General features: G+C 58.8%; 26 protein-coding genes and 1 pseudogene. 9 read left to right on the top strand and 18 right to left on the bottom strand.

Annotated elements, in window-relative coordinates:
- Positions 1–2: 2 nt before the first annotated feature.
- From AD663_RS11420 to AD663_RS11395, 6 genes are all read right to left on the bottom strand, one after another.
- Positions 3–1,106, bottom strand: a complete 1,104-nt coding sequence (locus tag AD663_RS11420) for a YCF48-related protein (RefSeq protein ID WP_053213721.1) — start codon at positions 1,104–1,106, stop codon at positions 3–5.
- A gap of 70 nt (positions 1,107–1,176) precedes the next feature.
- Entirely contained in the window at positions 1,177–2,541 is a 1,365-nt protein-coding gene (locus AD663_RS11415) for a DUF1329 domain-containing protein (RefSeq protein ID WP_053213720.1), read from the bottom strand.
- Positions 2,542–2,553: 12 nt separating this feature from the next.
- The gene (locus AD663_RS11410) at positions 2,554–4,233 is read right to left on the bottom strand and encodes a DUF1302 domain-containing protein (RefSeq protein WP_003180909.1); all 1,680 of its coding nucleotides are present in this window, start codon (positions 4,231–4,233) and stop codon (positions 2,554–2,556) included.
- A gap of 126 nt (positions 4,234–4,359) precedes the next feature.
- Positions 4,360–5,484 carry an FAD-dependent oxidoreductase gene (locus AD663_RS11405; RefSeq protein WP_003180907.1) on the bottom strand — a complete coding sequence of 375 codons (1,125 nt, stop codon included), beginning with the start codon at positions 5,482–5,484 and terminating at the stop codon, positions 4,360–4,362.
- 155 nt (positions 5,485–5,639) lie between these two features.
- Positions 5,640–6,023: a Rieske 2Fe-2S domain-containing protein gene (locus AD663_RS11400; protein WP_053213737.1), complete on the bottom strand. Its 384-nt coding sequence runs from the start codon at positions 6,021–6,023 to the stop codon at positions 5,640–5,642.
- A 14-nt stretch (positions 6,024–6,037) separates the two neighbouring features.
- On the bottom strand, positions 6,038–6,976 hold the full coding sequence (locus AD663_RS11395) for a VOC family protein (protein WP_053213719.1): 939 nt from the start codon (positions 6,974–6,976) through the stop codon (positions 6,038–6,040).
- A gap of 323 nt (positions 6,977–7,299) precedes the next feature.
- On the opposite strand from AD663_RS11395, the gene AD663_RS11390 reads away from it, so the two are divergent.
- On the top strand, positions 7,300–8,211 hold the full coding sequence (locus AD663_RS11390; protein ID WP_003180901.1) for a LysR family transcriptional regulator: 912 nt from the start codon (positions 7,300–7,302) through the stop codon (positions 8,209–8,211).
- Positions 8,212–8,235: 24 nt separating this feature from the next.
- On the opposite strand, the gene AD663_RS29585 is transcribed toward AD663_RS11390, so the two are convergent.
- Both AD663_RS29585 and AD663_RS29580 read right to left on the bottom strand, forming a co-directional pair.
- Entirely contained in the window at positions 8,236–9,036 is an 801-nt protein-coding gene (locus tag AD663_RS29585) for a methyl-accepting chemotaxis protein (protein WP_371261176.1), read from the bottom strand.
- A 57-nt stretch (positions 9,037–9,093) separates the two neighbouring features.
- Positions 9,094–9,255: pseudogene (locus tag AD663_RS29580) on the bottom strand (HAMP domain-containing protein); the annotation flags it as partial.
- Positions 9,256–10,562: 1,307 nt separating this feature from the next.
- On the opposite strand from AD663_RS29580, the gene AD663_RS11380 reads away from it, so the two are divergent.
- Positions 10,563–11,720 carry a S9 family peptidase gene (locus AD663_RS11380; protein ID WP_003180897.1) on the top strand — a complete coding sequence of 386 codons (1,158 nt, stop codon included), beginning with the start codon at positions 10,563–10,565 and terminating at the stop codon, positions 11,718–11,720.
- 37 nt (positions 11,721–11,757) lie between these two features.
- Here AD663_RS11380 and AD663_RS11375 read toward each other — a convergent pair whose 3' ends face one another.
- The 4 genes from AD663_RS11375 to AD663_RS11365 all read right to left on the bottom strand — a co-directional run bounded on the left by AD663_RS11375 (position 11,758) and on the right by AD663_RS11365 (position 13,806).
- Complete coding sequence (locus AD663_RS11375) at positions 11,758–12,576, bottom strand: helix-turn-helix transcriptional regulator (protein ID WP_003180895.1); 819 nt, start codon at positions 12,574–12,576, stop codon at positions 11,758–11,760.
- A gap of 5 nt (positions 12,577–12,581) precedes the next feature.
- Positions 12,582–13,121 carry a kinase inhibitor gene (locus AD663_RS11370; RefSeq protein ID WP_003180893.1) on the bottom strand — a complete coding sequence of 180 codons (540 nt, stop codon included), beginning with the start codon at positions 13,119–13,121 and terminating at the stop codon, positions 12,582–12,584.
- 267 nt (positions 13,122–13,388) lie between these two features.
- Positions 13,389–13,580 (bottom strand): DUF6434 domain-containing protein, encoded by a 192-nt coding sequence (locus tag AD663_RS29295; protein ID WP_083455133.1) that lies wholly within the window; start codon positions 13,578–13,580, stop codon positions 13,389–13,391.
- Positions 13,543–13,806, bottom strand: a complete 264-nt coding sequence (locus tag AD663_RS11365; RefSeq protein ID WP_003180891.1) for a helix-turn-helix domain-containing protein — start codon at positions 13,804–13,806, stop codon at positions 13,543–13,545. Before AD663_RS11365 ends, AD663_RS29295 begins: the two co-directional genes overlap by 38 nt.
- A 99-nt stretch (positions 13,807–13,905) precedes the next feature.
- Between AD663_RS11365 and AD663_RS11360 the strand changes: the two genes are divergently transcribed.
- Positions 13,906–14,646, top strand: a complete 741-nt coding sequence (locus AD663_RS11360) for a sulfite exporter TauE/SafE family protein (RefSeq protein ID WP_003180889.1) — start codon at positions 13,906–13,908, stop codon at positions 14,644–14,646.
- A 386-nt stretch (positions 14,647–15,032) separates the two neighbouring features.
- A complete protein-coding gene (locus AD663_RS11355; protein WP_003180887.1) occupies positions 15,033–15,803 on the top strand; it encodes an alpha/beta fold hydrolase in 771 nt (256 codons plus the stop codon).
- A 55-nt stretch (positions 15,804–15,858) separates the two neighbouring features.
- Here the strand turns inward: AD663_RS11355 and AD663_RS11350 are convergent, their stop codons facing one another.
- Complete coding sequence (locus AD663_RS11350) at positions 15,859–16,737, bottom strand: NAD(P)H-binding protein (protein ID WP_003180885.1); 879 nt, start codon at positions 16,735–16,737, stop codon at positions 15,859–15,861.
- Between the two features lie 105 nt (positions 16,738–16,842).
- Between AD663_RS11350 and AD663_RS11345 the strand changes: the two genes are divergently transcribed.
- Entirely contained in the window at positions 16,843–17,760 is a 918-nt protein-coding gene (locus tag AD663_RS11345) for an AraC family transcriptional regulator (RefSeq protein ID WP_003180883.1), read from the top strand.
- A 90-nt stretch (positions 17,761–17,850) separates the two neighbouring features.
- Here AD663_RS11345 and map read toward each other — a convergent pair whose 3' ends face one another.
- From map to AD663_RS11325, 4 genes are all read right to left on the bottom strand, one after another.
- Positions 17,851–18,645, bottom strand: a complete 795-nt coding sequence (gene map / locus AD663_RS11340) for a type I methionyl aminopeptidase (RefSeq protein ID WP_003180882.1) — start codon at positions 18,643–18,645, stop codon at positions 17,851–17,853.
- Positions 18,646–18,647: 2 nt separating this feature from the next.
- A complete protein-coding gene (locus AD663_RS11335) occupies positions 18,648–18,854 on the bottom strand; it encodes a ParD-like family protein (protein ID WP_003180880.1) in 207 nt (68 codons plus the stop codon).
- 677 nt (positions 18,855–19,531) lie between these two features.
- Positions 19,532–19,945, bottom strand: a complete 414-nt coding sequence (locus tag AD663_RS11330) for a PaaI family thioesterase (RefSeq protein WP_003180876.1) — start codon at positions 19,943–19,945, stop codon at positions 19,532–19,534.
- A 203-nt stretch (positions 19,946–20,148) separates the two neighbouring features.
- Positions 20,149–21,024, bottom strand: coding sequence for a LysR family transcriptional regulator (locus AD663_RS11325; RefSeq protein WP_003180874.1), 876 nt, complete (start codon positions 21,022–21,024; stop codon positions 20,149–20,151).
- 99 nt (positions 21,025–21,123) lie between these two features.
- Between AD663_RS11325 and AD663_RS11320 the strand changes: the two genes are divergently transcribed.
- Together AD663_RS11320 and dctA are read left to right on the top strand one after the other, a co-directional pair.
- Positions 21,124–22,293 (top strand): mandelate racemase/muconate lactonizing enzyme family protein, encoded by a 1,170-nt coding sequence (locus tag AD663_RS11320; RefSeq protein WP_003180871.1) that lies wholly within the window; start codon positions 21,124–21,126, stop codon positions 22,291–22,293.
- Between the two features lie 102 nt (positions 22,294–22,395).
- The gene (gene dctA, locus AD663_RS11315; RefSeq protein ID WP_053213718.1) at positions 22,396–23,703 is read left to right on the top strand and encodes a C4-dicarboxylate transporter DctA; all 1,308 of its coding nucleotides are present in this window, start codon (positions 22,396–22,398) and stop codon (positions 23,701–23,703) included.
- A gap of 55 nt (positions 23,704–23,758) precedes the next feature.
- On the opposite strand, the gene AD663_RS11310 is transcribed toward dctA, so the two are convergent.
- Positions 23,759–24,349, bottom strand: a complete 591-nt coding sequence (locus AD663_RS11310) for a TetR/AcrR family transcriptional regulator (RefSeq protein WP_003180868.1) — start codon at positions 24,347–24,349, stop codon at positions 23,759–23,761.
- A gap of 99 nt (positions 24,350–24,448) precedes the next feature.
- Here AD663_RS11310 and AD663_RS11305 point away from each other — a divergent pair, with 99 nt between their 5' ends.
- Together AD663_RS11305 and AD663_RS11300 are read left to right on the top strand one after the other, a co-directional pair.
- Positions 24,449–25,207, top strand: coding sequence for an SDR family oxidoreductase (locus AD663_RS11305; RefSeq protein ID WP_053213717.1), 759 nt, complete (start codon positions 24,449–24,451; stop codon positions 25,205–25,207).
- Positions 25,208–25,239: 32 nt separating this feature from the next.
- On the top strand, positions 25,240–25,974 hold the full coding sequence (locus AD663_RS11300; RefSeq protein ID WP_003180864.1) for an NADPH-dependent F420 reductase: 735 nt from the start codon (positions 25,240–25,242) through the stop codon (positions 25,972–25,974).
- Positions 25,975–26,006 lie beyond the last annotated feature (32 nt).

Raw genomic sequence — 26,006 nt, 5'->3', positions numbered from 1 at the left:
TCTCACTCCGAAGCGGCAGTGGATGGCTGCGCAATACGCTGCAGCCCAGTGAAACCGGCGACGATCAGGCTGCCATCGGCTGCCTCGATCAGACTTGAAACAGGCTTGCCCAAGGGCTCACCGAGTGGCAGCAGCGCCTCCCCGGTCTGTTCGCCGTTGCGAAACAGCGCACCGCTTTGGTTGACCAGCAGCACCTCGCCGTCGGCCAGGCGGGTGGCATCGTTGAATGAAATCGGCATGGGGACTGACAGGCGTTGGAAGCTGTCGCCACCATCCTTGGAGATAAAAGCGTTGCCCCTCAGGCCGCCCGCCAACAGGGCGCCATCGGCGCGGGTTTGCAGGGTGAAGAAACTGCCTTCGTAAGGGCTTTGCAACTGACTGAACGAAACCGCGTCGTCATCCGAGCGCGCCAGGTAACCCTGCTCGCCAGCGAGGAACCAACGTGTCCCCTGGTGACTGATGGCGTACAGGTGCATCCCGTTCGGGTTGGCGATGTGACCCATCCGCGATTGCCAGGTCGCACCGCCATCGGCGGTCCACAGCGCCAGCCCGTAGGCCCCCACGATCAGCCCGTGTTGTGCATCAATGAAGTCCAGTGCCAGAAAGGGCTTGTCCGCGCCCTCGGCGACGACCCGTTCGGCCGTTTGTACACGTGCCAATGCGTCATCCGGGTTGGCCGCCGTGGCCTGGTCGGCCCTGGCTGCATCCAGTTCAAGCTGTGCCGCGCGTACACCGTCGAGTTGCAGCGTCCAGTGCTCGCCACCATCGCGAGTGGCCAATACCACACCGGAGTGACCGACAGCCCATCCCTTTTGCGCGTCAACGAACTGCACCGCCGTCAGGCTGACCGATACCGGCACCGATGCCTGACGCCAGCTTTGCCCGTTGTCATCGGAAAGCAGCACCAGGCCACGCTCGCCTACGGCCACCACACGTGTGCCGGCCCGCGCCAGATCGAGTAATACGCTCTTCTGCGCAGCCGGCACCACCATGGCCGGGGTGTTCAGCGGCGCGCCCACGGTGTTTGCCCCTGCCAGGCACTCGCTCGTGGCGAAGGGCAAATACAAGGCCAAGAGCAAAGCGCCCGCCTGACTGATTCTGTTCATAACCCACCTCGGAAAAACACTCGCACCCTAAGGCAGACCGACAGGCCTGCCCTTCACGCTCAACCCGGATTTAACGCACGCCGCGTCCAGCCATCGCCGCTGGCGAGAACTCCGAGGCTTTGTAGCGATCAACCGCGTGATACTGTTCCGGCAATCCGGCGTAGAGGTTCTGGATAAACCACGCCCCCGAAGTCAGGTCATAAAAACCGGCCGACAGTTGCACCAGGCCTGGCAGGTCGGGCAGTACGGAAGGCAGCGACCAGAGGGTCTTGGCCAGTTGGCCGCTGGCATCCCAACGGTCGCCGAGCAGGGCTTGCCAGGTGTCTTCGTCGAGGTAGTAGCGACCTTTGGGCAACTGGTGACGCTTGCCGGCGGCCAGCGTCGACTCGACTACCCAGACGCGGTGCAACTCCCAACGCACGTAGTCAGGATTCAGATGGTGCTTGGCGAACAGGTCCTGCGGCTGGGCAGCGTTCTGCACCTTGTTGGTGTTGTAGGGGACGTACATTTCCTGCTTGCCCACCAGTTTCCAGTCGAACCGGTCCGTACGTCCCTGCCACACGAACAGTTCGTCGAAGGACATGACCCCGGCAGTGGACGGCGTAGGGGTATCGCAGCAAGCGTTGGGCAGCGTGCGCACCCGGCGCTGGCCGCTCAAATAGACGTGGGCCTGGGATTTGTCACCGTTGATGTTCTCACGGCCCAGGATCTGCTCGCCGGCACGAATCGCCGGGCCGGAATTGACAAAGTGCACCTGCCAGTAGTCGCCCGAGTAGTTTTCAGGGCCGCCCTCCTCGAAGTAGTAGGGCATCTCCTGGGTCAACAGGCCGTCGCTGGTCATCACCTGGTTGCCGTCGGCCGTCATCAGATAGTGGCGAAAATGCGCCGCCACCGAGGTGCCGCGCCAGTTCAGCAAGTGGTTCCAAATGGCTTCGGTACCGTTCTGTGGAATCGGAAACGGGATCCCGCCATAGGCCCCGTCGGGGATCAGGCCGGCGCTGCTGTTGACCAGTTTGGCGCGGGTCGCATTCTTGAGCGTATTGTCATAGACCCACTGCGGTGCGGCCGCCGTGCGCCGGGTCGGATAGACATCGATGCGGTAGGTCTCCGGGAAACGCTTGAACAGCTCCTTGGTGCCGTCGCTGAGCTTGTCGGCGTACTTGGCCAGGTTCTGGGCGGTGATGCTATACAACGGCTTGTCCGCGGCAAACGGATCGCCACGCTTGCCGCCCGGGACGTAGCCTGGATCGGCCTTGGTGTAGCCACCGTCCCAAGCCGGAATGCTGCCGTCGGCATTGCCCGCCTTCTCCGCGCCGAAGGGCGTCAAGGTCTTGCCCAGCGCGGCCGCTTGTTCGGCGCTGGCGGCCAGGGCCATCGGCGCGGCGGCGGCCAGCAGGGTTAAGCACAAGGCCTTTAGAGTGAACTGAATGGTCATGCGCGAATCCTCTTAGAACGTGGACTTGACGGAGAAAGCCAGGTAATCCCGGTCTTTCAGCGACTGCTTGAAGTTGAACTGGTTGGCGGCGTTGAGGCTGGTGTCCTCGGGACCATAGAAGTGGGTGTAGGTCAGTCCCACGGTCACTTGGTCCAGGTACGTGGCGGAGACGCCGATGTTCATGTCCCCTCCTCTATCGGGGCCGAACCCGCTGATCACCGCCGACTTGCCCATGGGGAAATAGCTGATGCCCACCGGAACGCTGAGATCCACGCCAGGGAAGAACTGGCGATAGGTGGGCGTGTACACCAGCTTCAAGCCCAGGCCGTCATCGGTGGCGTTAGGGTCGAGAGCGGCGCGATTTTTGGTCACTGCCAGCAGGCGATTCCAGGCGACTTCCCCTACCAGGCTGGCTTCATTGGCGACGAAGGAAGGGCCCAGCGATGCCAGGACATTGAGGTTGACGTGGGCCGTCCGGCCAACGGCGTACAAAGCGTCATCATTGTTGTCCGCGTCGACGCCCGGCAGGACGGTCTGGGCGTTGGACACCAGCGGCATGTTCCAGCGCATGGACGCCTCACCGGCAAAGCTGTACTCGTCCACGGAAGTCGCGAAACTGGCACCCAGGACACGGATGTCTTCCGGGTAAACCCAGGAATATTCGCCGATTTGCCCGGTACTGAAGTTCGGTCCGGTGGCATTCGGCTTCAAATACAACGAGGGCGTTTTCTCGTGATATTGGAGCGCGTACAGGCCGTAATCCGTCGTCCCGGTGTTGTACTTGAGCTGCAGGCCGCCCTGGCCGGAGCTCCTGGCTTTCTTGTCCTTGCCGTGGAAAAACGCCGCCGGGCTGTTGGCATTACCGCCTAGGAAATCCGGAAATGGCCCGCCAGTGATCAGCCGTTCATTGCCTTCGCCAATGGTATCGCTGGTGGAAAAGTAGCTGCCGGCGCCGGGTAAACGGGTAGCTTCCCACTCCAACTGGTAGAAGGCCCCCAATGACATATCATCGGTCAGTTGGTAAGTGGTCGAAAGCTGGTTGACCGGCCGGGTGATTTCCTTGAACTGGGTGTTGGGCACCGATTGCGCCTTGACCACGTCCACCGGCGCCATGGCCCCGGCAATGCCGTTGCCGCCAAAGAACAGGCTCTCACCCCAGATCAGACCGTGACGCCCCGCACGAACTGACATCGCACGGTCGGCCAGTTCACCGTTCCAGTAGACAAACGCATCCAGCAGTTCGCCATCGCCGCCATGCAGGTGACGCGTGTCGCTGGTGAACTCGTCGAAGCCGACCGAACGCTGGTTGGCACTGGCTGCGTCGTTATTGTCGTTGCGGTCCTGGTACACGGTGTCATACCAGGCCGCACCGCTCAGGCGAGCGCCAAAGTCGTGATAGCCGATGTCCAGTTCGGAAAGAATGTCCAGGCGATTGGAGATCAGCCCTTTTCCAAAGTTGTTATCGCCGTCATTCTGGTTCTGCGCCGTCTGCCCCTGGCTGAGCTTGCTGCTGGAGTCCTTCAGGCGCCAGGCCGAGCTGTACTTGAGCGTATTGTCCCAACGCAAGCTGAGATCCGGACTGCCGGTATCGATCTGAAACGCCTGGGCAGCCGAAGCGCCAAGCCCCAGGCTGGCCGCAAGGGTCAGGGTGAAGGGGACGCGCCGCGAGGCAGCGAGCTTGCGAGTAGCCATCGAAGTAACCCTCTTTATTGTTGTTGTATGTCAGCTCTTCTGGTAAACAGCGCCCGCCGTAGAGCCAGGCCAGGCCTGCACGGGCATGAACATCCTTGGGAAAGCGAAATCAGTCCTGCCGGCGCCTCAAATGGGCTCTGCCGTGACCTCGAGCATCCGCCTGACCAGGCCGATCCGGTCGAAGCTACGGTCGTGGTCCATTTCCTTGTCACCGGCCAGTACCGAGCTTTCGCTGATGAATTTGCAGCGCTCATAACGGCGCGCCATAAAGCGTTCGAGCTGCTGTTCGACGCTGCCTCCGGCGACCAGCTCCTCGCCCAGCACGACGGCGTCTTCAATGGCCATGCCAGCGCCCTGCCCCAGGTGCGGGGTGGTGGCGTGCACCGCATCGCCGATCAGCACGACACGACCGCGGTACCAGGGCTCGTTGACGAACACCACTTCCAGCGGCTTGTAGACGACCAGGTCGTTGTTTTTGATCTGCTCGCGCAGTTCGCCAATCAGGCCGGTGAAACCGCTCAGGCGCTGGCGCATCTCAGACGCCAGGGTGCAGGCATCCATCCTCGGGTTACCGGGCTCATGGGAGGTCACGAACAGGTACATCTGGTCGTGCCCCAGCGGCACCAGCCCGGCATTGCCGGCGGGTCCCTGGAAGGTGGCCAGGTGATCGATGCCAGGGGCACGTGGAAAGTTGTAGCGCCACACCGATTGACCGGTGAATCGCGGCTGGTATTGCTCGCCGAACAACAAATCGCGCAGATGGGAGTACAGGCCATCAGCCCCCACGACCAGGTCGTAACGGCCGCGACTGCCATCGGTGAACAGCACGTCGACGCCCTCGCCCGCCTGCTCCAGCGTTTGTACGCTCAGGCCCAGGCGAATCGAGGCGCCCAGGGCAATCGTGGTTTCGCTGAGGACTTGATGCAGGGCCAGACGCGAGATGCCGACGTTGGCGGGATACTCGGAGCCAGCCAGGCGCTGGCCTGGAAAGCGCGCCAGTTGCTCCCCGGCGGTGTTGGAGATGGTCACATCCTCGAATGCGCAGGCGGCATCCAGGTAGCCGTCCAGCACACCCAGCTTGGCCATCTCACGCACGACGTTACTCTGCTGGATGATGCCGACGCCATAGACGGTCCACTGCGCCTTGAGTTCGACAAGCTCGACGTCGATGCCCTGGCGGCGCAATGCGATTGCGGCACACAGACCACCGATACCACCGCCGACAATAAGCACCTTCTTCACTGGGTTCATGCTTGTCTCACTCTTATTCTTGTTATTCACGCTGGCTCCGCAGGAGCGATTCGAGGCCTCGCCACTGGGTACTTCTGCACGCATTCGCTACCGCGTTGTGCCCACTTTCTCGGCAAAGCAGGCGTTTGACTAATCGCATGTAGGGATACGATGTATCAGAAACCGCGATACGTTAATGACGGTCCAAATGCCTCCAACTGACCCGCTTCGAGCACCAGCCAATCGGCCTCGACCTTCCATTGCAGAGCGCCCAAGCGCTCCCCCAGGCACGGTCCGTAGACGCACAGGCCACTGTCCGGAAGGAACCGGGCACCGTGGGCGTAACAGACGATCTGGCTACCGTCGGCGCTGAGAAAACGGTCCTTGCGATACTCCAGGGACACGTCCAGATGCGGGCAGCTGTTGCGATAAACCCGCACCTCACCGTGGTGACGCAGGGCGAAGACGCTGTCCTTTCCCGCACCCAGCGGATCGAATCCACGGGCCTGCCCTTCGAGCAGTTCATCCAGGCGGCACAGAGCAATGGCGGCATGGCTCATGGACGGATCGGCACTCACGCCTGCTTGGGCGGCGGACCGCTCGGAAACCATTTTTCCCTGGACGTGAACAGGAACAGCTGCGAGTTATCCGCCGACAACGGCGCCTGGCGTGCTTGCCAGGCATCATCGTGCTTGTCCATGTCGGCGTCGTATTCGATGTGGCAACCCAACGGGCTGTTGAAGTACCAGAACCAGTTGGAGCCAAAGAGGTGACGGCCCGGCCCCCAGAAGCTGGTCCAGCCGTTCTGCTCGAAGCGTCGCCCGGCCAGTAGCACTTCCGTGCCGCTGCCCATGTGGAAAGTGAAGTGCTCGCAGCCTTTCATATGCGGTGGCGTCTGGATCATGAACAGGCAATGGTGATCATCGGAACCCGCCGGGCGCATGAACGGACCGGCGCCGACAAAGGTGTCGGTGGTCACGAAGCCCAGGCGCTTGTAGAAGGCTTCGGCCTTGACCGCATCCGGCACGAAATACACCACATGGGAAAGGGTACGCGGCAGCGCCTGCATATCAGGATTGACGCCAGGTTGGTTGACCGGGCGCTGGGCGGCATGGCCCGGCGCGTTGGTCAGGTCGGCGGGCGCACTGTATGGACGGCGGACGCTGATCTGGAAACCAACGGCAAACCCCATGTCGTCAACGCTGTGCACCGAGCCGTTGGCACCGCGGGTTACCGGGCGATCACGCCCCAGCTCGTCGGCGATGGCCTCAAGGTCAGCCGCGCTGACCACGCCATAAATGGTTTCACGAATCGATGGCGCAGGCCCGATGGCCGCCGGCAGGCTGGCATCGTCAGCACGACGGATAATCACCGCAGTGCCGTCGAGGGCTTCAAAACGGCCGCCCTCGCTGTCGACATCGACAGGTTGCAGGCCGTAGTCACGCAGGCAATGGGTACAGGCTTGAATGTCGTCGACGCCAAAAACCAAGGCATCAAGGCCGATGATGTTCATTGTTACCACTCCATTAATTTATTCGGCGCAAGGTCGACACCCCGTTGCGGAGCAGTGCCGGACGATGCGCTGCCGATCTTGTTGTTTTGGAGTCGATAAAGCGTCACGGCCAACCGACTGCGAGCCGATACTGACGTCGGGAAAGCCCACTGACTAATCGCTTGTCGGGATGCGACCTATCGGCAAACGCGATACCTGTGCGCACCGAGCCAAGAGCGGGGACGATCGAATAATCATCGTCGATCCGCCCTTTCAAGGGGCTTGACGCGGCGATGGGAACGCCGGAATGTATTTACAAAATAAATACAAGAATCGAGGCCGCCATGCGTTTCAACCATTTGGACCTCAACCTCCTGGTGGCGCTTGATGTGTTACTGGAAGAACAGAACATCACCCGCGCCGCTGAACGCCTGCACATGACCCAATCCGCCACCAGCGGGGTACTGGGCAGGCTACGTGCCTATTTCGAAGATGAATTGCTGGCGCAGGTCGGGCGCAAGATGCAACCCACGCCTTATGCCCGTGAACTGGCGGCGCCCGTACGGGAGATATTGCTGACGATCCAGTCCTCGATCACCGCCAAACCAGTGTTCGACCCCGCCACCAGCAAGCGCCATTTCCGCCTGATTACTTCGGACTACCTGATCAGTGTCCTGTTTGCCCGGGTAATTCAGAAGATCTACCTGGAAGCCCCGCACATTACTTTCGAACTGCTTGGCCCCGGCGACACGTCCACCGAGCTGCTGATGCGCGGCGAAGCCGACATGATGATCGTGCCTGAGCGCTACCTCATCGATGGCCACCCATCGCAGCTATTGTTCGAAGAAGAGCACGTTTGTGTTGTATGGGACGGCAACACCCAAGTGGGCGATAGCATCACGCTCGATCAGTACATCGAGATGGGCCACGTATCGGTGATTTTTGGCCGTAACCGGCAACTGAGCGTCGAAGAATGGCTGATGAGCCAGTACGGCTTCACGCGTCGCATGGAAGTCGTCACCCACGACTTCAACACCTTGCCGCAGTTGATCGTCGGCACCCAACGTGTCGCCACCATGCTCCAGCGCATGGCCGAGCTCTATGCCAACTACCTGCCGCTGCGCATCCTGCAGCCACCGGTGAAAATCCCGGTCATGCGTGAGTTCATGCTCTGGCACCGCACCATGGATGGGGACCCGATGCATCGTTGGCTGCGGGCGAAAATCAGTCAGATCATCAACGAGCTGGAGCAATAGTTGCTCCCGCTGCCCAGAGACGAATCAAGTGCGAAAGTGCCCGACGGCCGCATTCAACTCGCCGCCAATCTGTTGCAAATCGGCCGTTGAGACTTGCAGCTGCAGGCTTTCCCTTGCGCTGCCCTCGGCCACTTCGCGCACCCGCGTCATGCTCTGACTGACTTGCTCGGCCACAACGCTCTGCTGCTCGGCAGCGGCGGCAATCTGCTGGTTCATCTGCTCGATGCGCGACACCGCCCGAGTGATTCGCGCCAGCGCCTGGGAGGCCTGGGCGGCAAGCACCACCGTCTCATCGCTCAGCACGTGGCTGCCTTGCAAGCGCTCGGCGGCGTGCTCGGCAACACCTCGCAGACGAGCGATCAGCCCTTCGATTTCCGTGGTTGAACGCTGAGTGCGCCGAGCCAGCCCACGCACTTCATCAGCGACCACGGCGAAACCGCGACCATGCTCACCAGCACGCGCAGCCTCGATGGCAGCGTTGAGCGCCAGCAGGTTGGTCTGCGCGGCCACCGCCTTGATGACATCGAGCACCCCGCCAATCGCTGCGCTCTCCACCAACAGGGATTGCATGGCTTGTGCGCAACCACTCATCTCCACTGCCAAATGATCGATCTTGCCACCCGCCAGACGTACCAGCTCATCGCCCTCACGGGCCTGTTCGTCGGCGTGGGCCACCGCTTCGCTGGCCTCACCCGCGTTGCGGGCGACTTCCTGCGCCGTGGCAGCCATCTGTTGCATGGCAGTGGCTGCCAATTCGGTTTCCTGGCGCTGCTGCTCGACACCACGGCTATTGCTCTGGGTCACCTCGGCCAGGCTGCGGGCCATGCCGTTAAGCGAGCCGACACCACGGTCGATGCGCCCGACCAATCCGCGCAGATTGCCCAGCATGCTACCCACTGTGCTCAACAGCTGGCCCAATTCATCGCGACGATCGCTCTCCGATGGCGGCTGACTCAGATCCCCTGCCGCCACACGCTCAGCCAATTGCACGGCCTGGCGCAGCGGCTGGAGAATCAACTGGCGGATCAGCAGGCTGGCCCCCATGCCCAAGGCCAACGCCAGGACGGTGATCAGACCCAATTGACGATAGGCGCTACGATTATCGTCCAGTACCGCCAGCTTCTGCTGTTCTTCGGCCTGGGCCAGCAACAGGCTCACCTGTTCGGTTTGCGCATTCATCGCCGCGCTGTTTTGCGCACTTTGCCCACGGCTGCCAACGAACTCGACGAAAGCCTTGCGGTAGTCGCTCAAGGCCGTGCTCGCCTCCTGCAGCGACTCGCCTTGTTGCTCACCCAGATCTAGCGCCTGCATGGCGGCCAGCAGGTCGCTCATGCTCATTTCCCAGTCGCTGCGGTAATGCTCCTCGCCGTCGAGCGAGTAATACAGCTCGCTGTCACGCAGCTTGGCGAGCTTGTCCCGCAGCGCAGCGGTCTGCTCCAGCAGCACCATCTGATCACTGCTCGGCGGAGTCCCTTGCCCTAGCTGGACATTAAGTGCATCCAGTTGATCAAGAAACAGTAAGGTGAAACGGCCACCTGCGGTCTGCGCAAGCGCCTGCATATGCAGGCGGGCTTCGCGGGCTCGACGCAAGGAATCGGCATAGCCGAGAAATTGCTCCAGATACGCGCTGACAGCCGTGCGCATGGTGGCGCGGGATGCGCTACTGGCTGGTGCGTCATCGAGTTGCTGGCTCAGTTTGCCGATAATCTCGCGCACCTGGTCCAGGCGCTGTGGAGAGAGATCCAGGGCGAATTCCTTCTCGGCGATGCGGGCACGCAGGATAAGTGCCTGGATCGACGACTCATGACGCGATTGCTCCCCGCGCTGCTGCAATACACCCAGAGAATGGAACGCGGTGGCCGCCACTCCGAGAGTCACCAGCAGTACCAGGCCGAAACCCAGCAACAGCTTGGCACCCACCGATAGATCGCCGAGCACACGGCTCAGTGCAAACATGCCCATCTCCTTACACAGCAGGGAAAAGAATGCCGTGACGGACGGTGGCTACAGTTCATCAAGCGGCAGGATCCAGTGGTGCCATCCGCCAACGGCGGTACGGTATGCGGCGGACTTTAATGAATCGAATCTGGACAGCACCAATCGCATCCTTCGCTAGGAGCAATCGTGAAGTACGATGATAGGTATCTGGATTTACGGCTTGGAATGTGCGCTTGGAGCTCATAACCCGGGCCCCATCCACACAGGCCATCGTCGTTCGCGATACCTGCCATCCCGACTCGCGATTGGCCAAACAATTGGCCTCCCCTTAGCCTGCTTCAAACCGTCTGAGCCCGATCCAGCTGGCCCGGACCTGGCTGCCTGCCTTTGCCTGTACAAGGACAATAACAATCATGTTCCGCTACTTCCCAACTAACTACGTTTGGAATCTTTCCGTCGACCTCGCCATCGAGATGGGTGCCCGCATCGGCGAAATCGAAGAAATGTGCGCGCCGCTCCAAGAGGCCGCCAAGCAGCCCGACGCCGCTGGCAGCAAAGCCTTCCGTGAAACCTGGGCGAGAATGGCTGACAAGCTTTGCGGTTTGGCTGAGGAAGACGAAACCAAAGGCCGACGGTTATCGGCCGGGGAAAAATACAACCGCGCCGCCACCTACTACTTGAGCTGCGAACGCCTGCAAGCCCATGGTGCGCCTGGCCGCGCAGAGTTATACCAGCGCTTTCTAAAGACCTTCCAACGCGGTATCGAACTGTCGCAAGAGAACTGCGAACGAGTTGAAATCCCCTACGAGGGCAAGCACATTTCAGGTCTGCTGGTCCGTGCCGAAGGCGTCACTGGCCCGGCGCCGATTCTGGTGCAGGTCAACGGATTGGACTCCACCAAAGAAATGAAATACCGCGTCGGCCTGCCCGCCTGGCTGGCGAAACGTGGCGTGTCGTCGCTGATCATCGACCAGCCCGGTACCGGCGAAGCACTGCGCCTGCATCACCTGACCGCCCGTTTCGACAGTGAGCATTGGGCCAGCCGCGTGGTGGACTGGTTGCAAACCCGCAGTGATATCGATGGCAAGCGCATCGGCCTGGAAGGTGTATCGCTCGGCGGCTATTACTGCCCTCGCGCAGTCGCTTTCGAACCGCGCTTCGCTTGTGGGGTGGTATGGGGTGCCAACCACGACTGGCGCGATGTGCAGAAACGCCGCATGGAAAAAGAAGGCAGCTTCCCGGTTCCCCATTACTGGTCGCATGTGGCCTGGGTATGGGGCGCCAAAGACACCGATGAGTTCATGGCCATCGCCGAGAATGTCCACTTGGACGGCATATTGGATCGCATCAAGGTGCCCTTCCTCGTCACCCACGGTGAAAAGGACTCGCAGATCCCGTTGAAGTGGGCACAGCGCACCTACGAACAATTGATCAACAGCCCTAAGCGCGAGCTGAAAATATTCACCGAGCGGGAAGGAGGCGTGCAGCATTCGAGCTTCGACAACAGCATCAACGCCGGCCAGTACATTGCCGACTGGGTCGCAGAAGTGCTCGGCGGTCGTACCGCATGACGGTCGAGTCTTCTTTATGACTGGCTGAAGTGGGTACTTAGATTGTCGCTCGCAAATCCCGGGGCGACAGGCCGTAATGAGAGCGAAAGCGCACGGCAAAACGTGAGGCCGATGCATAACCGCTGGCGCCGGCAATCTCACCGATGGGTCGAGAAGTGGTTTGCAGCCATTGCAGCGCCATTGCCAGCCGAACGCCTTCCAGGATGTTCCTGAAATTGTCCCCTTCATTGGCCAATTGCCGGCGCAGCGTCGACTCACCGAGGTTCAATTGCTGTGCGACGCTGGCAACTGTCCAGTCTTTCTCCGGGCCACTCATGACCAGTCGCTGCACCCGCTCGCGCAGTGAATCGTTGCGATCCATCAGCAGCGGCCCGGCGAAGCCGCCAAGGCCCAGGCTCAATAGAACCGCCTGCGCATAATGCGTGCGTAAAGCGTGGGGAGCCTGTGCATTAATGGCGGCCAACAACTGGTCCCACGCTTGGGTGATATGCCTGTCCAAGGGGACACATAGATCGGATGTCGGAGCCTGGTTGCAGCTCATGATCTGCTGGCCATACCGGGCGCTGAAGTCACGCAACACCGAACCGGGAAAGGTCACTGCATCGGCAATGTAATGACCCTGGCGACCCGGGAAGTTGGAAATACCGAGCTCACGTCCGGCCGGCATCAGGATCAGATGTTGCGACCCGGCGCGCATCGCTCGATCATCCCATTGCAGCAGCTTTTGTCCCTGGCGCACGCGGCACAAAGTGGTGGCGAATATCGATACCCGCCGCAAGGTATGGGGCTGTCGCGCCCGGATGACAAACGCATCGATCGTGTTTTCCCGGTGCTGTGTGCCGACACATGGGCGCATCGTTTTTAACGTCCGTAGATGGGAGTGATGGTCGCTTTGGCCAAGACGTTGGCATTGAGCATATAGCCCACCAGGGCGCCACTGGACTGATTATCGAGGGGTAGCTTATCGACTTTCAACGCCCATACGGTGAATTGATAGCGATGAGGTTTATCCCCTACTGGAGGGCAAACGCCGCCGAATCCCGCTTGGCCATAATCGGTGCGACCTTGTACTGCACCAGCAGGCAGGTTCGAGCCCACTCCCCGGGGCAAATGGGTGGTTGAAGTCGGCAAGTTGACTACCGTCCAATGCCACCAACCGCTGCCGGTCGGGGCATCAGGATCGTAGACTGTGACTGCAAAACTCTTGGTACCCGCCGGGGCATTGCTCCAGGAAAGCTCCGGCGACGTATTGCCCCCTTCACAACCGAACCCCTGGAACACCTCTCGACTGGTCAGCGGACGGTCTTGCGCAATATCCTGACTCGTCAACGAAAAATCGGCAGCGTGCGCGGTGAGAGCGACGCTCATGGACAATGCGGACAGGATTGTTCTGATGTTCATCGTGACCTCTTCTAAGCCTTGTGAGAAGCATGAGTCTAGAGAGCGCACGGGGGGATTACTGTGCCGAAATGCTCGACTAGTGTGCCGAAACGCTCCGGTGAATGAGATTTCGCCAACCCTTGGAAATTTATCAGTTATTCCTGCCGGTCCGCGGGATGCGCCACCGGCAATGTGGCTATTTTTTGATCGTCGCTTGAAACGCCCGATCCGCCTGGCGGCGACGCGGTTATCCACAGACATACTCAAGGATTTCTTGGATAACTCGGCTCAGTGGGCACCAGGATTTCTTCGTGCCCATTCGTCAACGACATCCCCTATGGTCTTCGTTTCCCCATTACGTATCCAGGCCATAAAGTCCCTGTCGAACTTAAAGCCCGTGCCGCAGTGCTCCACCATGAATCTGCGTACATTCTGAGTATTTTTATAACCCTTGCAGACGTGGGTATCTCGGGTGAGCATCCAGCGCCACTTGCAGGATATCCGGTACTCCTCGACGTAACGCCAACGCCGCCTGACTTAAACGCCGCGCGCGGATGTAACGCATCACCGGCCAACCCGTCGACAGTGCAAACAAACGCGCTAGCGCGAACGGAGAAATATTGCAGTGGCGCGCAACACACCCAAGATCCAGGCCGGATTTCAACTCCGCCTCGATGTACCACAAGGCTTTTTCGATGTTCAGCATGTAGACGCTCCTAGAAAGCTGGAGCAACGTTAGCAAATGAACACGCGGGGCATTTGATCGTTCTTGCGATTTTTTGCGGAACGAATGAGGCGATTACAAATGGACAATGTTGGCGCGTATGAAGCCATCTTGATTGCCGCCGTGGCATTTGCCGCATCGTTGATTGGGGGCATTTCAGGCTTCGGGACGGGGTTGATCCTCCCCATGGTGCTGATCCCCATCGTGGGCGTTGAGAATGTCATACCGCTCATGGCGGTAGGCATGGTCTTGACCAACGGAAGCCGTGCATGGGCGTTCCGGCAGGCCGTCGAGTGGGTCCACGTCAAGAGGTTATTGTGCGGCGGCTTGCCCGGATGCGCCTTGGGTGCATACAGCTACACCCTGTTGTCGTCACGATGGATCTGCCTGCTGCTCAGCGGCGTCATGTTGCTGAGCATCATGCACCGGCGCCTACGCTCACCGTCCAGCCACCAACTTGGCGCCTATGGAGAAGGTATTGCCGGCGTGGGATTTGGGCTGATCAACGGGGCGATGACCGGAACCGGTCCGGTCCTGAGCGGCATCCTCTTGTCGTCAGGGCTATTCGGCGCGCCTCTCATCGCCACCGATGCCGTCGTCTCGCTAACGATGGGGCTGGTCAAGGTCGTCATATTTGGCGGCTTCCAGCAGCTCAATTCCGAACTGGTCCTTGCAGGACTCTTGATTGGCCTGGCAACGGTGCCCGGAGCATTTGTTGCCCGCCATTTGCTGCGCAACGTGACGCCGGGTCGGCACTCGCTCTTGATGGAGGGCGTCGTATTCATCGGCGCCATTATGCTGTTGGTGCGAGGCCTCTCCTGACAACGATCCGCCGCGCTTCCTGTGTCCGCAAACGCCTTCGATCATTTTTCTTCGATCCACATGCGTCGTCGGGCGATCCCCTTCCTCCCACGTCGAAAAATATTTCTTTAAAAACAGAACCTTATAAAAAGAACAATTTTTTTTGTAAATTTATCTTGCGCGCAAGTGTTTGTACCGCTAACTTTATCTCAACTTCTTAGCGCGCAAACATTTAGCGCTAAGCAAAACCAGCAGCGATTGGATCGATATCAGGAGCGAAATCATGACAGCACTCTACACCGCAGCAGCAACCGCCACCCGCAGCAACCTCGATGTGCACCTGCACGTCGTCGTCCAATAACACCGAACCCGGCAATTCCCTTTCCTTCTCTTACAGGTAGTTACTCATGAAAAAGATTCTTACTGGCTTGGCCTTCGCCACCGCTTTCGCAGCCGCTGGTTTTGCAAACGCTGCTGACGTCAAACCCACTGTGATTCTGGTACATGGCGCCTTCGCCGACTCGTCGAGCTGGAATGGCGTGGTCAAAATCCTGGAGAAGGACGGCTATCCCGTCATTGCCGCAGCGAACCCACTGCGTGGCGTCAGCAGCGACGCCCAATCCGTGGCAAGCATCGTCAAGAACATCAAGACACCGGTGGTCCTGGTCGGCCACTCCTACGGCGGTTCGGTGATCAGCGAGGCGGCGTACGGCCAGCAGAACGTGAAGGGCCTGGTGTATGTGGCCGCATTCACCCCGGAAGCTGGCGAGACTGCGGCGCAACTGTCTGGACGATTCCCGGGCGGCACCCTGGCCTCGGCCTTGTCGGCCCCGGTCGAACTGGCCGATGGCGGTAAGGATCTCTACATCCAACAGGATAAATTCCACGACCAGTTCGCAGCCGATGTCCCTGAGGCTGAAGCTCGCCTGATGGCTGCCGGTCAGCGTCCCGTCACCGTCGCCGCGCTGAACGAAGCCGCTACCGACCCAGCCTGGAAAACCATTCCGTCCTGGTTCGTGTACGGCGATAAGGATAAGAACATTCCTCCACAGGCGATGGCGTTCATGGCGGAGCGTGCGCATTCCAAGCAGACCGTCGTGGTTAAAGGCGCCTCCCACGTGGTGATGGTTTCCAACCCGAAGGTGGTGGCTAACCTGATTGAGAAAGCTGCGAAATAAAGGCAACCGGCAGCAAAAGGCCCGCGCATGCGGGCCTTTTGTCGTTGAATACGTGTTACGCCTGTATAGCCGGTTTAAGAACTTCTTCGCACCATTGCCGCAAGCTCGTAGGTGTTGTGCTTTGCGCAGTTCGCGGGGTTGTGTTGTCGAGGCCCTGGTTTTTCGCGATCATCATGTCGACCACGCCTTGAGCCATCGCGGGCGACATGCCTTGCGAGAGCAAATTCTCCTTGAACACCTCGAACGGTATCTGTTGATAGCGCACGGGGGTTTCCAGCACCTGCGAAATGATGTGCGCCATGTCGTTAAATGACAGGTTCTCCGGTCCTAGTACCGGCACATCGCTGTACCCGGTCCAGTGGCTATCCAGCAGATACTTGCAGGCCACCGCGGCAATGTCTCGTGTCGCGCAGGTGGGCAGTTTAAGGTCCGCGGAGATGGGTGAGAAAAATACACCGGCCTGTTTGAGCGAGCTCACTTGGCGCAGAAGGTTGTCCATAAACGTGGGCATCGCCAAAGCCCTGTAGTGGGCGCCGGTACTTGCCAGCAGATCGTCCATGGCCAGTGATGCGCTGACCAGACCTGCCTGTTTCGCCGCGCCCCGCCCAAGTGCGGAGACACTGACCACGCGTGCCACGCCATGACGTTTGATTGCCCGGTACGCGGCCTGGCTAAAATCCTGATAGGCCGCGTTCACGCTGGGGGCTTTCGGATCAGGCGGCACCAACCAAAACATCGCGTCAGCCCCTTGGAAGGCTTTATCCACGACAGCGTCGTCTCTGTGAGAGCCTTCGATTACCTCGCAACTCTCCCGTACGGTTGGCGACAATCGTGATGAGTCGCGTGCGATGACCCTGACGGGCGCATCGGCAGCTAATAATCGCTCAATGACCTGGCAGCCAATGTTGCTGGTGGGGGCGGTAACGACAATCATGGTGCGCTCCTGAATCTGGCGAAATGATCTCCATGGTGACGGCGTCGATCAATACGATCTATGCTTGGAAATCTAAAATACATTGGCCATCGTCCGGAATCTTGCATGGACCCGCTTTCTGAAGTGCTTTCGCTGCTCAAACCTCACAGCTATGTGTCTGCCGGGTTCGCTGCCGGTGGGGACTGGTCAATCCAGTTCACCTCGTATGACGCGATCAAATTTAATGCGGTTATTACCGGCCAGTGTTGGTTGATTATGGAAGGCGTCGCGGCTCCCCTGTTGCTGAAGGAGGGCGATTGTTTTTTGTTGCCACGCGGGCGGCGCTTTCGTTTGGCCAGTGACCCCGCGCTGGCGCCCATCGACGGCGCCACGTTGTTTCCGGCGAAACGGCCGGACGGCATCGTGACGTACAACGGGGGCGGCGATTTCTTTCTGGCAGGTAGCCGTTTTTCCTTGGATGGCCTGCATGCTGATTTTCTCTTGGGCCTGCTTGCGCCCATCGTGCATATCCGCGGCAACGACGACCAGACCGACCTGCGCTGGTCACTGGAGCGCATGCGACGCGAACTGCGCGAAGGGCAGCCGGGCGGCTTTTTAATCGCCCAACATTTGGCACACATGATGTTGATCCAGGCCCTGCGCGTGCATCTGGCGCAGCAGGTGACAGAGCGCATCGGTTGGTTTTATGCGCTGGCGGACAAACAATTAGGCGCCGCGCTTAGCGCCATGCACGAGGCGCCCGCTCAGGCCTGGACATTAAAGACGTTGGCCGCCTGCGCCGGCGTATCGCGCTCCACGTTTGCGCTCAAATTCAAAGCCAAGGTCGGCGCCTCGCCAATGGAATATCTCAGCCGCTGGCGGATGCTATTGGCGGCGGAAAAATTGCTGAGCTCAAGCGACTCGGTATCCACTGTCGCGCTGTCGATTGGCTACGAGTCGGAGAGCGCGTTTAGCACGGCGTTCAAACGCATTCTGGGCTGCTCGCCCAGGCAGTACGCCAGCAAAGCAACCGCGCCTGCCTGAAGCGTCGGGTGAAATACGCTGCCTCATGTCCATGCCTCCGGTAGCGATTTGTCGCCAGAAACAATAGACACGGCTCAGTCTGGTTTTCAGTTACGAAACGACGAGAGGTTCCAGTTCCCGCGCCCTACCCAACTCTTCCGGGCGCAACGTCAACACCGAAACACCCGAAGAAGTCACCGCAACGGTGTGCTCGAACTGAGCGGAAAGCGCTCCGTCCCTGGTCACGACCGTCCAACCATCCGCCTCGGTCCGGACATGGTTCGTGCCCTGATTGAGCATGGGCTCGATGGTGAACACCATGCCCTCGCGCAGCACCAGGCCGGTGCCGGGCTTGCCGAAATGCAGCACCTGAGGTTCCTCATGCATTTCCCGGCCGATGCCATGGCCGCAGTATTCACGCACCACAGAGTACCCATTCAATTTGGCGTGGCGCTCGATGGCCGCCCCAATGTCACCCAGCCGCGCACCTGGCCGCACCGCGCATATACCCCGCCACATCGCATCATAGGTGACATCGACCAGGCGCCGGGCAGCGGCGCTGACCTCACCGATAAGGTAGGTCTTGCTGGAGTCGGCGATGTAGCCATTCTTTTCCAAGGTGATATCGAGATTGACGATATCGCCATCCCGCAAAATTTTGGCAGGCGATGGCACACCGTGACAAACCACCTCGTTCACCGAGCAATTGAGTACGAACCCATAGCCATACTGGCCTTTGCTCGCCGGTCGGGCCTTGAGGTCATCGACGATAAAACGCTCCACCAGGGCATCGACCTGGAGTGTCGACATCCCCGTAAGCTTGGTTCTATCCAGCAGTTCGAACACAGACGCCAGGAGTCGGCCAGACTCCGCTAGCAGGGCTACCTGCCCGGGATTCTTGATCATGCTCAACTCACCACCAATGGCTGTGCACGCACGCCCGCGCTGCCGAGTTCACGGCGGATGATCTCGTTGAAGGTCAGCTCAGGATTTATCTCGCACAACAGGCCGACCTTGATCCAGAAAGCAGCCTGCGCGTTGATGGACCGACCGGACACCTTGGTGGCTCGGCGCAGTTGATCGTGTAATTCGTCGTCGATGTTTACAATGCCCATGGGTTTCACTCTATACGTTTCATATATGACAAGCATATGCTTCGTAAGCGTAGAAACCAAGTGCAATGACCAAACGGTAAAGCAGAATCGGAGGCAGTGGCGGTATCGCCGAGCGATGAGGGGCGGCAGTTTCAACAGACCGATTTCAACGGGTCGGCCAGCGAGCTACTGCTATGCTGCTTTGAATCCCGTCAACATGCCTCAACGGGCATCGGGACTACCTAAGGGCAACTCGGCATGGACGATTCTCTCTGGAGCAAGTTCGGCCTCGGGCTGATATTGATGACGTTCAGCGTATTTTTTTTGCTATGCGATATACCGCGCGCATATGACCCTTCAGCGCCGCAACAAAAAACGAGTCGACCAAGCATTTAGCAACGCCATGGCGCGGCATGGTATTGAACATGCGGAAATTCGACAGGATCACACGGCGCTGGGCTCCCGCGGAATAGGCGGGAATAGGCCCGTCAATGTTCACAGGATTCTTCACTCTCCCCCGGATCACTGGTTTGTCTACATCCATGTCGAGAATACAAATCCAACGGTAATGCCGATTTCAGAGCAGCGAGCAATGGCTCTCCTCAATAAAGAGAGGAATTGATTAGACCGGAAAAGTACGTGCTCCGAACTTTACCGGCAAATGCCCAGTATTCGGCGAATTGGATGGACGGATATTTTCAATTCATTGGCACAGAGAACACCGCACTCGCGCGTGCCACTGTTCGATCACCCACATGCAAGCTGACGGCAGCGAACGCCAGTTGACGTCCTTTTTTGGAGTATTCGAGACGTACCTCCAGCCATTCATTGATTTGCACCACGCCGAGATAATCCAACGTCATGCTGGCCGTGATCAATGGCTGCGGAGGGTCGCTGGAAAATGCCATGGCGTACCCCATGCCCACATCGGCTAATGTCGCCAATACACCTCCATGCAAGGTGCCGCGGCCATTGGCATGTCGTGAGTCAGTCAATAATCCAAGTTGCAATTCCAGCCCGCTGCCTCTCGCGTAGATCGGGCCGAGCAAATCAAGCAGCGGACTGCTGCGGCCAAACGGGGTAAAACCTTCGGGAATAGCTCTAGCGTCCATGGTTCTTCCTTGTGTCCATTTTGGACGGCGTATTGGCCTGAATACCAAATTTCAACTAAGCGGGTTTATTTGCGATCGGGCACCGGGACAAGGACTATACGTATGCGGAATCTGCAACCATAAACAGAGCATCCTCAAATGGGATGAGCAACACGGTATGTCGGCCGGCTGCTTATCAGTTGCTGAACCGTATGCGGACACAATCACTGCCCCACCCTGCCCCAAAACTCTTCCGCAGATTGACTGAGTGGCGCAGAGGGACGGGTCAGATGGATCTCCAACGGTATATCCCAACTTTCGTCGAGCGCCCTGACCAGGCGACCATCCAGTATTTCCTGCTCGGTGAGGCTCTTGGGCAACCAGGCCACGCCTTTGCTTTCCAGGGCCATGGACATCAGTACCGCTGCAAGGTGGCTGCTGAAAAGCGGTTTGAGGTGAAGGTACTCTTCTTTGCCCCGCAGCCGGTGAGCGACGATGCGTCCCAAGCCGGACTCGTGGGTGTAAGCAAGGTATGGCAATGCCGCAGGCGAGGAGCCGAAAGTAGCGCCAGCGCTCGCAAGGGGAACGAGAACGTCCTCACCCACCTTCTTGCCGATGAACTGATCAGGGGCCAGTAGAGGTGGAACGTCGGGATGGCGATGGCAGAGCAGAAACTGAACCTGGCCATGTATAAGCATCTGCTCACAGACAGCCATGCTATCGGAGTGCAGTTGCACAGCCTCGATTGGGGCGCCGCTCTCTGAGCTTCGCAGCCACTTTGGGAAGAAGGTAAATGACAGGGAGTGCGTCGCCGCGAATTGAAGCGACTTGGCGGCCATTCCAGCGACCTCCTGGGCCTCATTGCGCATTCGGTACAAGCGTCTGGCAGCCTCTTGGGCACTTGGCAATATTTGCCGCCCTGCTTCAGTAAGCGTCGCGCCTTGAGGCGTTCGAATGAACAGTTGCACCCCCATCCAACTCTCTAACGAGCGCACTCTGCGACTGAACGCCGGCTGCGTAACATGCCGTGCCTCGGCCGCCCGAACAAAGCTGCCGTACTCCGCAAGCGCCGAAAAATCTTCAAGCCAAACGAGCTCCAAGGGCCATGCCTCCTGTGCATAGGGTGCGGCATTAATAGCATTGGGCGGGTGTCATCGCAAAGCATAACGTGGGGCCATCAACAACAAGAGGAACCCGTCATGCGCATCGTAGACATCCGCGAAAAAACTGTTTCGATTGCCTCCCCAATCGCCAATGCCTATATCGATTTCTCGAAAATGACCTGCTCGGTTGTCGCTGTCATCACGGACGTTATTCGCGACGGTAAACCCGTCATCGGCTATGGCTTCAACTCCAATGGCCGTTATGGGCAAGGCGCATTGATGCGTGATCGTTTCCTGGCGCGCATCACGGAAGCGGATCCAGATACGCTCGTCGACCATGAGAACAACAACCTGGATCCGTTCGCCATCTGGAAAGCCCTGATGACCAACGAAAAGCCAGGTGGCCACGGTGAGCGTTCGGTCGCAGTGGGCACCATCGACATGGCCGTGTGGGATGCCGTTGCCAAGATTGAAGGCAAACCCCTCTATCGCCTGCTCGCCGACCGTTACCGTGACGGCGTGGCGGACGACAAGGTCTGGGTCTACGCAGCGGGTGGCTACTACTATCCGGGCAAAGACCAGACCAAGCTCAAAGCGGAAATGCAGAGTTATCTGGATCGTGGCTACGACGTCGTCAAGATGAAAATTGGCGCGGTGCCACTGGACGAAGATATCCGTCGTATCGAAGCGGTGCTGGAAGTCGTTGGGGACGGTCGTCGCCTGGCGGTCGATGCCAATGGTCGCTTCGATCTTCAAACAGGTATCGCTTACGCAGAAGCGATCAAGCAGTACAACCTCTTCTGGTACGAAGAGATCGGCGATCCGCTGGACTATGCACTCCAGGCTGAGCTTGCCAATCACTATGAACTGCCTATGGCTACCGGGGAAAACCTGTTCTCCCACCAGGATGCCCGTAACCTCCTGCGCCACGGCGGCATGCGTCCCGACCGTGATTATCTCCAGTTCGACTGCGCGCTGTCCTATGGACTGGTGGAGTACATGCGCACCTTGAAGGTGATGGAAGAAATGGGTTGGTCTTCCCGCCGCGTCGTTCCGCACGGCGGTCACCAGATGTCGCTGAACATCGCAGCGGGCCTGCATCTGGGCGGCAACGAATCGTACCCGGACGTGTTCCAGCCTTTCGGCGGCTTCGCTGACGGAATCCAGGTGGAAAACAGTTATGTCGGCCTGCCGGATATCCCTGGCGTTGGCTTCGAAGCCAAGTCCGCTTTGTACGCGGTAATGCGTGAGTTGGGCGAAGGCTGATCACTCACATCCTGCGGTCTCTGTGAAAGAGGCCGCAGCGTCAGGCGTCATCCACTGACGCCACGCCACATGCCCATCACAAAAATAAAATGAGGTGCTCCCGTGGAAATCTCCAAGTCTCGCTGGTACGGCCAACTGTATGTGCAGGTGCTGATCGGTATCGTGATAGGTGCTGCAATCGGTTACTTCGTACCTGATGTCGGAGCCAAGCTCCAGCCCTTTGCCGATGGCTTCATCAAGCTGATCAAGATGCTGTTGGCGCCGATTATTTTCGGTACCGTCGTCGTGGGTATCGCAAAGATGGGCAGCATTAAAGAGGTTGGGCGAATTGGCGTAAAAGCCTTGGTCTACTTCGAAATTCTGTCGACCATCGCCCTGGTCATTGGCCTCATTGTGGTCAACATCGTGAAGCCTGGCGTCGGTATGAACATCAACGCTGGTGCCCTTGATGGAAGTGCTGTCAGCAAATACAGCCAAGCGGCCAGTGAGCAAGGCGGCATCATTGATTTCTTTCTCAATATCATCCCGCAGACCTTCATGGGCGCCTTCTCCAATGGCGTCATGCTGCAGGTCATTCTGCTTTCGGTATTGATGGGAGTTGCGCTGGTCCAAATGGGTGAAACCAGCAAGCCGCTGATCAACACCATTGATCTGTTCCTGCAAGGCCTGTTCAAGATCGTTGCGATGGTCATGCGCTTGGCGCCGATAGGTGCCGGTGCCGGCATGGCGTTCACTATCGGCAAATACGGGATCGGCACCTTGTTGTCGCTCGGCCAGTTGCTGGTCGCGCTCTACCTCACAACCTTGATTTTCATCGTGGTCGTGCTGGGTACGGTGGCTCGATGGTCGGGCATGCCGCTCATGCAATTTCTTCGTTATTTCAAAGATGAAATTCTCATTACCCTCGGCACCTGCTCAACCGAAGCCGTGCTGCCGAGAATGATGGTGAAGCTCGAAAAGCTAGGCTGCAAAAAATCGGTCGTGGGCATGGTGTTGCCTACGGGTTACACCTTCAATGCGGACGGTACCTGCATCTATCTCACCATGGCCGCCATCTTCATCGCCCAGGCGACCAATACGCCACTGACGTTTGTGGACCAGATGATTCTGCTCGGTGTATTTCTGCTGACCTCAAAAGGCTCGGCAGGCGTGGCGGGCGCGGGGTTTGTGACGCTGGCTGCAACGCTCACGACCATCCATTCAATTCCCTTGGTTGGCCTGGTGTTGCTGCTGGGCATCGACCGTTTCCTCAACGAAGCCCGAGCCGTTACTAACCTGATCGGGAACGGCATCGGCACCATCGCCATCGCCAAGTGGGACAACTCGTTCGACGTCGAGGCCTGCGAGCGCGAAATCGCGGCAATGAAACACGAAAAGTCGGCCAGAAAGGCCTTGCTGGCGCAAAAATGATTCACAAGCCACTCGGGTCATTGCGCTTCAAACATGGCATGACCCGGGTGGTTCTCTACTCGCTGTTTTTCTTCAGGCTTTCGGGGCTGCCAACGCATAGGCCATCCAGCACCAAGTCCATCAATCTGGCGAGACGTGGGCGCCATTCGCTTTGGGAATCGACTTGCCATATGCCGGCAATGGCCAGGAAAAAGTCGTCATGAGTCACCCCGCTACGAATCGTCCCGGCCTTTTCATTGGCCCTCAACAACAATTCGGCGGCTGTCTGGACGGGTGCGTATCCCGACTTCCCCGGAAACTCGTAGGAAGAGGCAGCTTGTCGTATCGCAGCCGCGAGCCCGGCCTTTGTCATTGCGTATTCAGCAAGGTGGTCCATCCATTCTCGGAGAGCCTCTTTGGGTGGCTTAGTGGCCAGCAGCTGCTCCGCCAACGAGGCCACGTGTTGCATCTCGAATTGATAAACCTCGAAGACCAATTTCTCCCGGGTCGCGAAGTGGCGATAGAACGTGCCCTGCCCTACGCCAGCCTTCTTCGCGATCGTGCTCAGCGGTACCGCAGGATCGGCAGTCAGCTCGACCACAGCGACCTCGAGAATTCGCTCCCGGTTTTTCTTGGCATCAGAACGCATCACCACTTCGTCAGTCATGAGCAAAGTTTTTCCTTTTTACATTGCAAAGCGGACAGCTGTCCGGTACGTTCTGCAAATGGACAACTGTCCGCTTGCACATTTCCACTGGAGTTTACTATGAACGGCACTGGCAACACGATTCTGGTTACTGGCGCAAGCTCTGGCATAGGCCTTGGCCTGGCGCTCAGGCTTCACAACGCGGGCAACAAGGTCATCATCGCGGGACGTCGCAAGGCTCTGCTCGACAAGATCGTGTCGGAACATCCAGGCATCGATTCAGTATTGCTGGACGTCTGCGACCCAAAATCCATCCAGCGCAGCAGCGAGGCGCTTGCGATCAGTCATCCGGATCTCAACGTCCTCATAAACAACGCTGGCATCATGCATTGGGAAGATCTAACGAGTCCGGAAAACCTGGGCACAGCCGAAGACACCGTGACCACGAACTTACTTGGCACGATTCGCATGGTGTATGCCTTTACTCCCCAACTGATCAAGCAACCCAGCGCAACGATTATCAACGTCAGCTCGGCTTTGGCATTCGTCCCGCTGCCCGCGACACCCACCTACAGTGCAACCAAAGCGGCCGTCCATTCGTTCACTCAAAGTCTTCGGGTGCAACTACAGGCCTCCTCGATCGAGGTCCTCGAACTTGCGCCACCGGGTGTGCGGACCACTCTGCTCGGGCAGGAAAATGACGAGCACGCGATGCCTTTGGATGAGTTCCTGAATGAGGTGTTCGAACTGCTCAAGATCTCTCCGACTCCGCACGAACTCATCGTCGAACGCGCCAAACCATTACGGTTCGCTGAGGCGAGCGGTTCCCATGATGAAGTTCTGGAGATGCTTGCAAGTTACAAACCATCGGCGGATTGAAATTGAAGCTGTCATTGTTGAGGTAGTGAAAAATGAAGATCGGAATTATCGGCGCCGGCAACATTGGCGCTACCCTCGCCCGTAAGCTCGCAGCGTGTGGCCATGACGTTAAACTGGCCAACTCGAAGGGCCCCAAGAGCCTACAGAACCTTGCCCACGAAATCGGTGTGCGGGCGGTCACCAAGGAAGATGCCGTGTCCGACGTGGACGCCGTCATCCTGTCGATTCCATTCGCCAAATACCCGGATCTCAGGCAGACGATAGGTAATGCTGCCGAACAAACCGTCGTCATCGACACGTCCAATTACTATCCAGGACGTGACGGTGCGATCAAAGAAGTCGACGACGGTAAGCCCGAAAGCATCTGGGTAAGTGAACAAATTGGTCGGCCAGTCATCAAGGCATGGAACGCCGTCCTCGCAGCGACTCTTGCCGACAACGGCCAACCCGCCGGATCGTCTACGCGCATCGCCTTGCCTGTTGCTGGGAATGACCCCAAAGCAGTGACAATCGCCAAAAACCTTGTCGAGGATACAGGCTTTGCCGCGCTGGCCGCCGGCCGCCTTGAAGACTCGTGGCGTCAGCAGCCAGGCACACCGGCTTATTGCACCGAGTTGACATTGCCCGAACTTAAACTGGCGCTGGACGCGGCTGACAAGGTGCGAGCTCCTCTGAACCGCGACGCACTGATGGACAAGTTCATGGCCCCAGGCAGTCAGTTCAACCATGAACAGATTGTTGCCACGAATCGTTCAATGACGGCCTGACTACCGGATCCGGTGGGACTCCAAATGGAGCG

The sequence above is a fragment of the Pseudomonas sp. Q12-87 genome (genome assembly GCF_001269755.1).
Taxonomy (GTDB): Bacteria; Pseudomonadota; Gammaproteobacteria; order Pseudomonadales; family Pseudomonadaceae; genus Aquipseudomonas; species Aquipseudomonas fluorescens_S.
The sequence above is the reverse complement of the archived record's forward strand: the minus strand, read 5'-3'. Positions and strand labels throughout refer to the sequence as shown.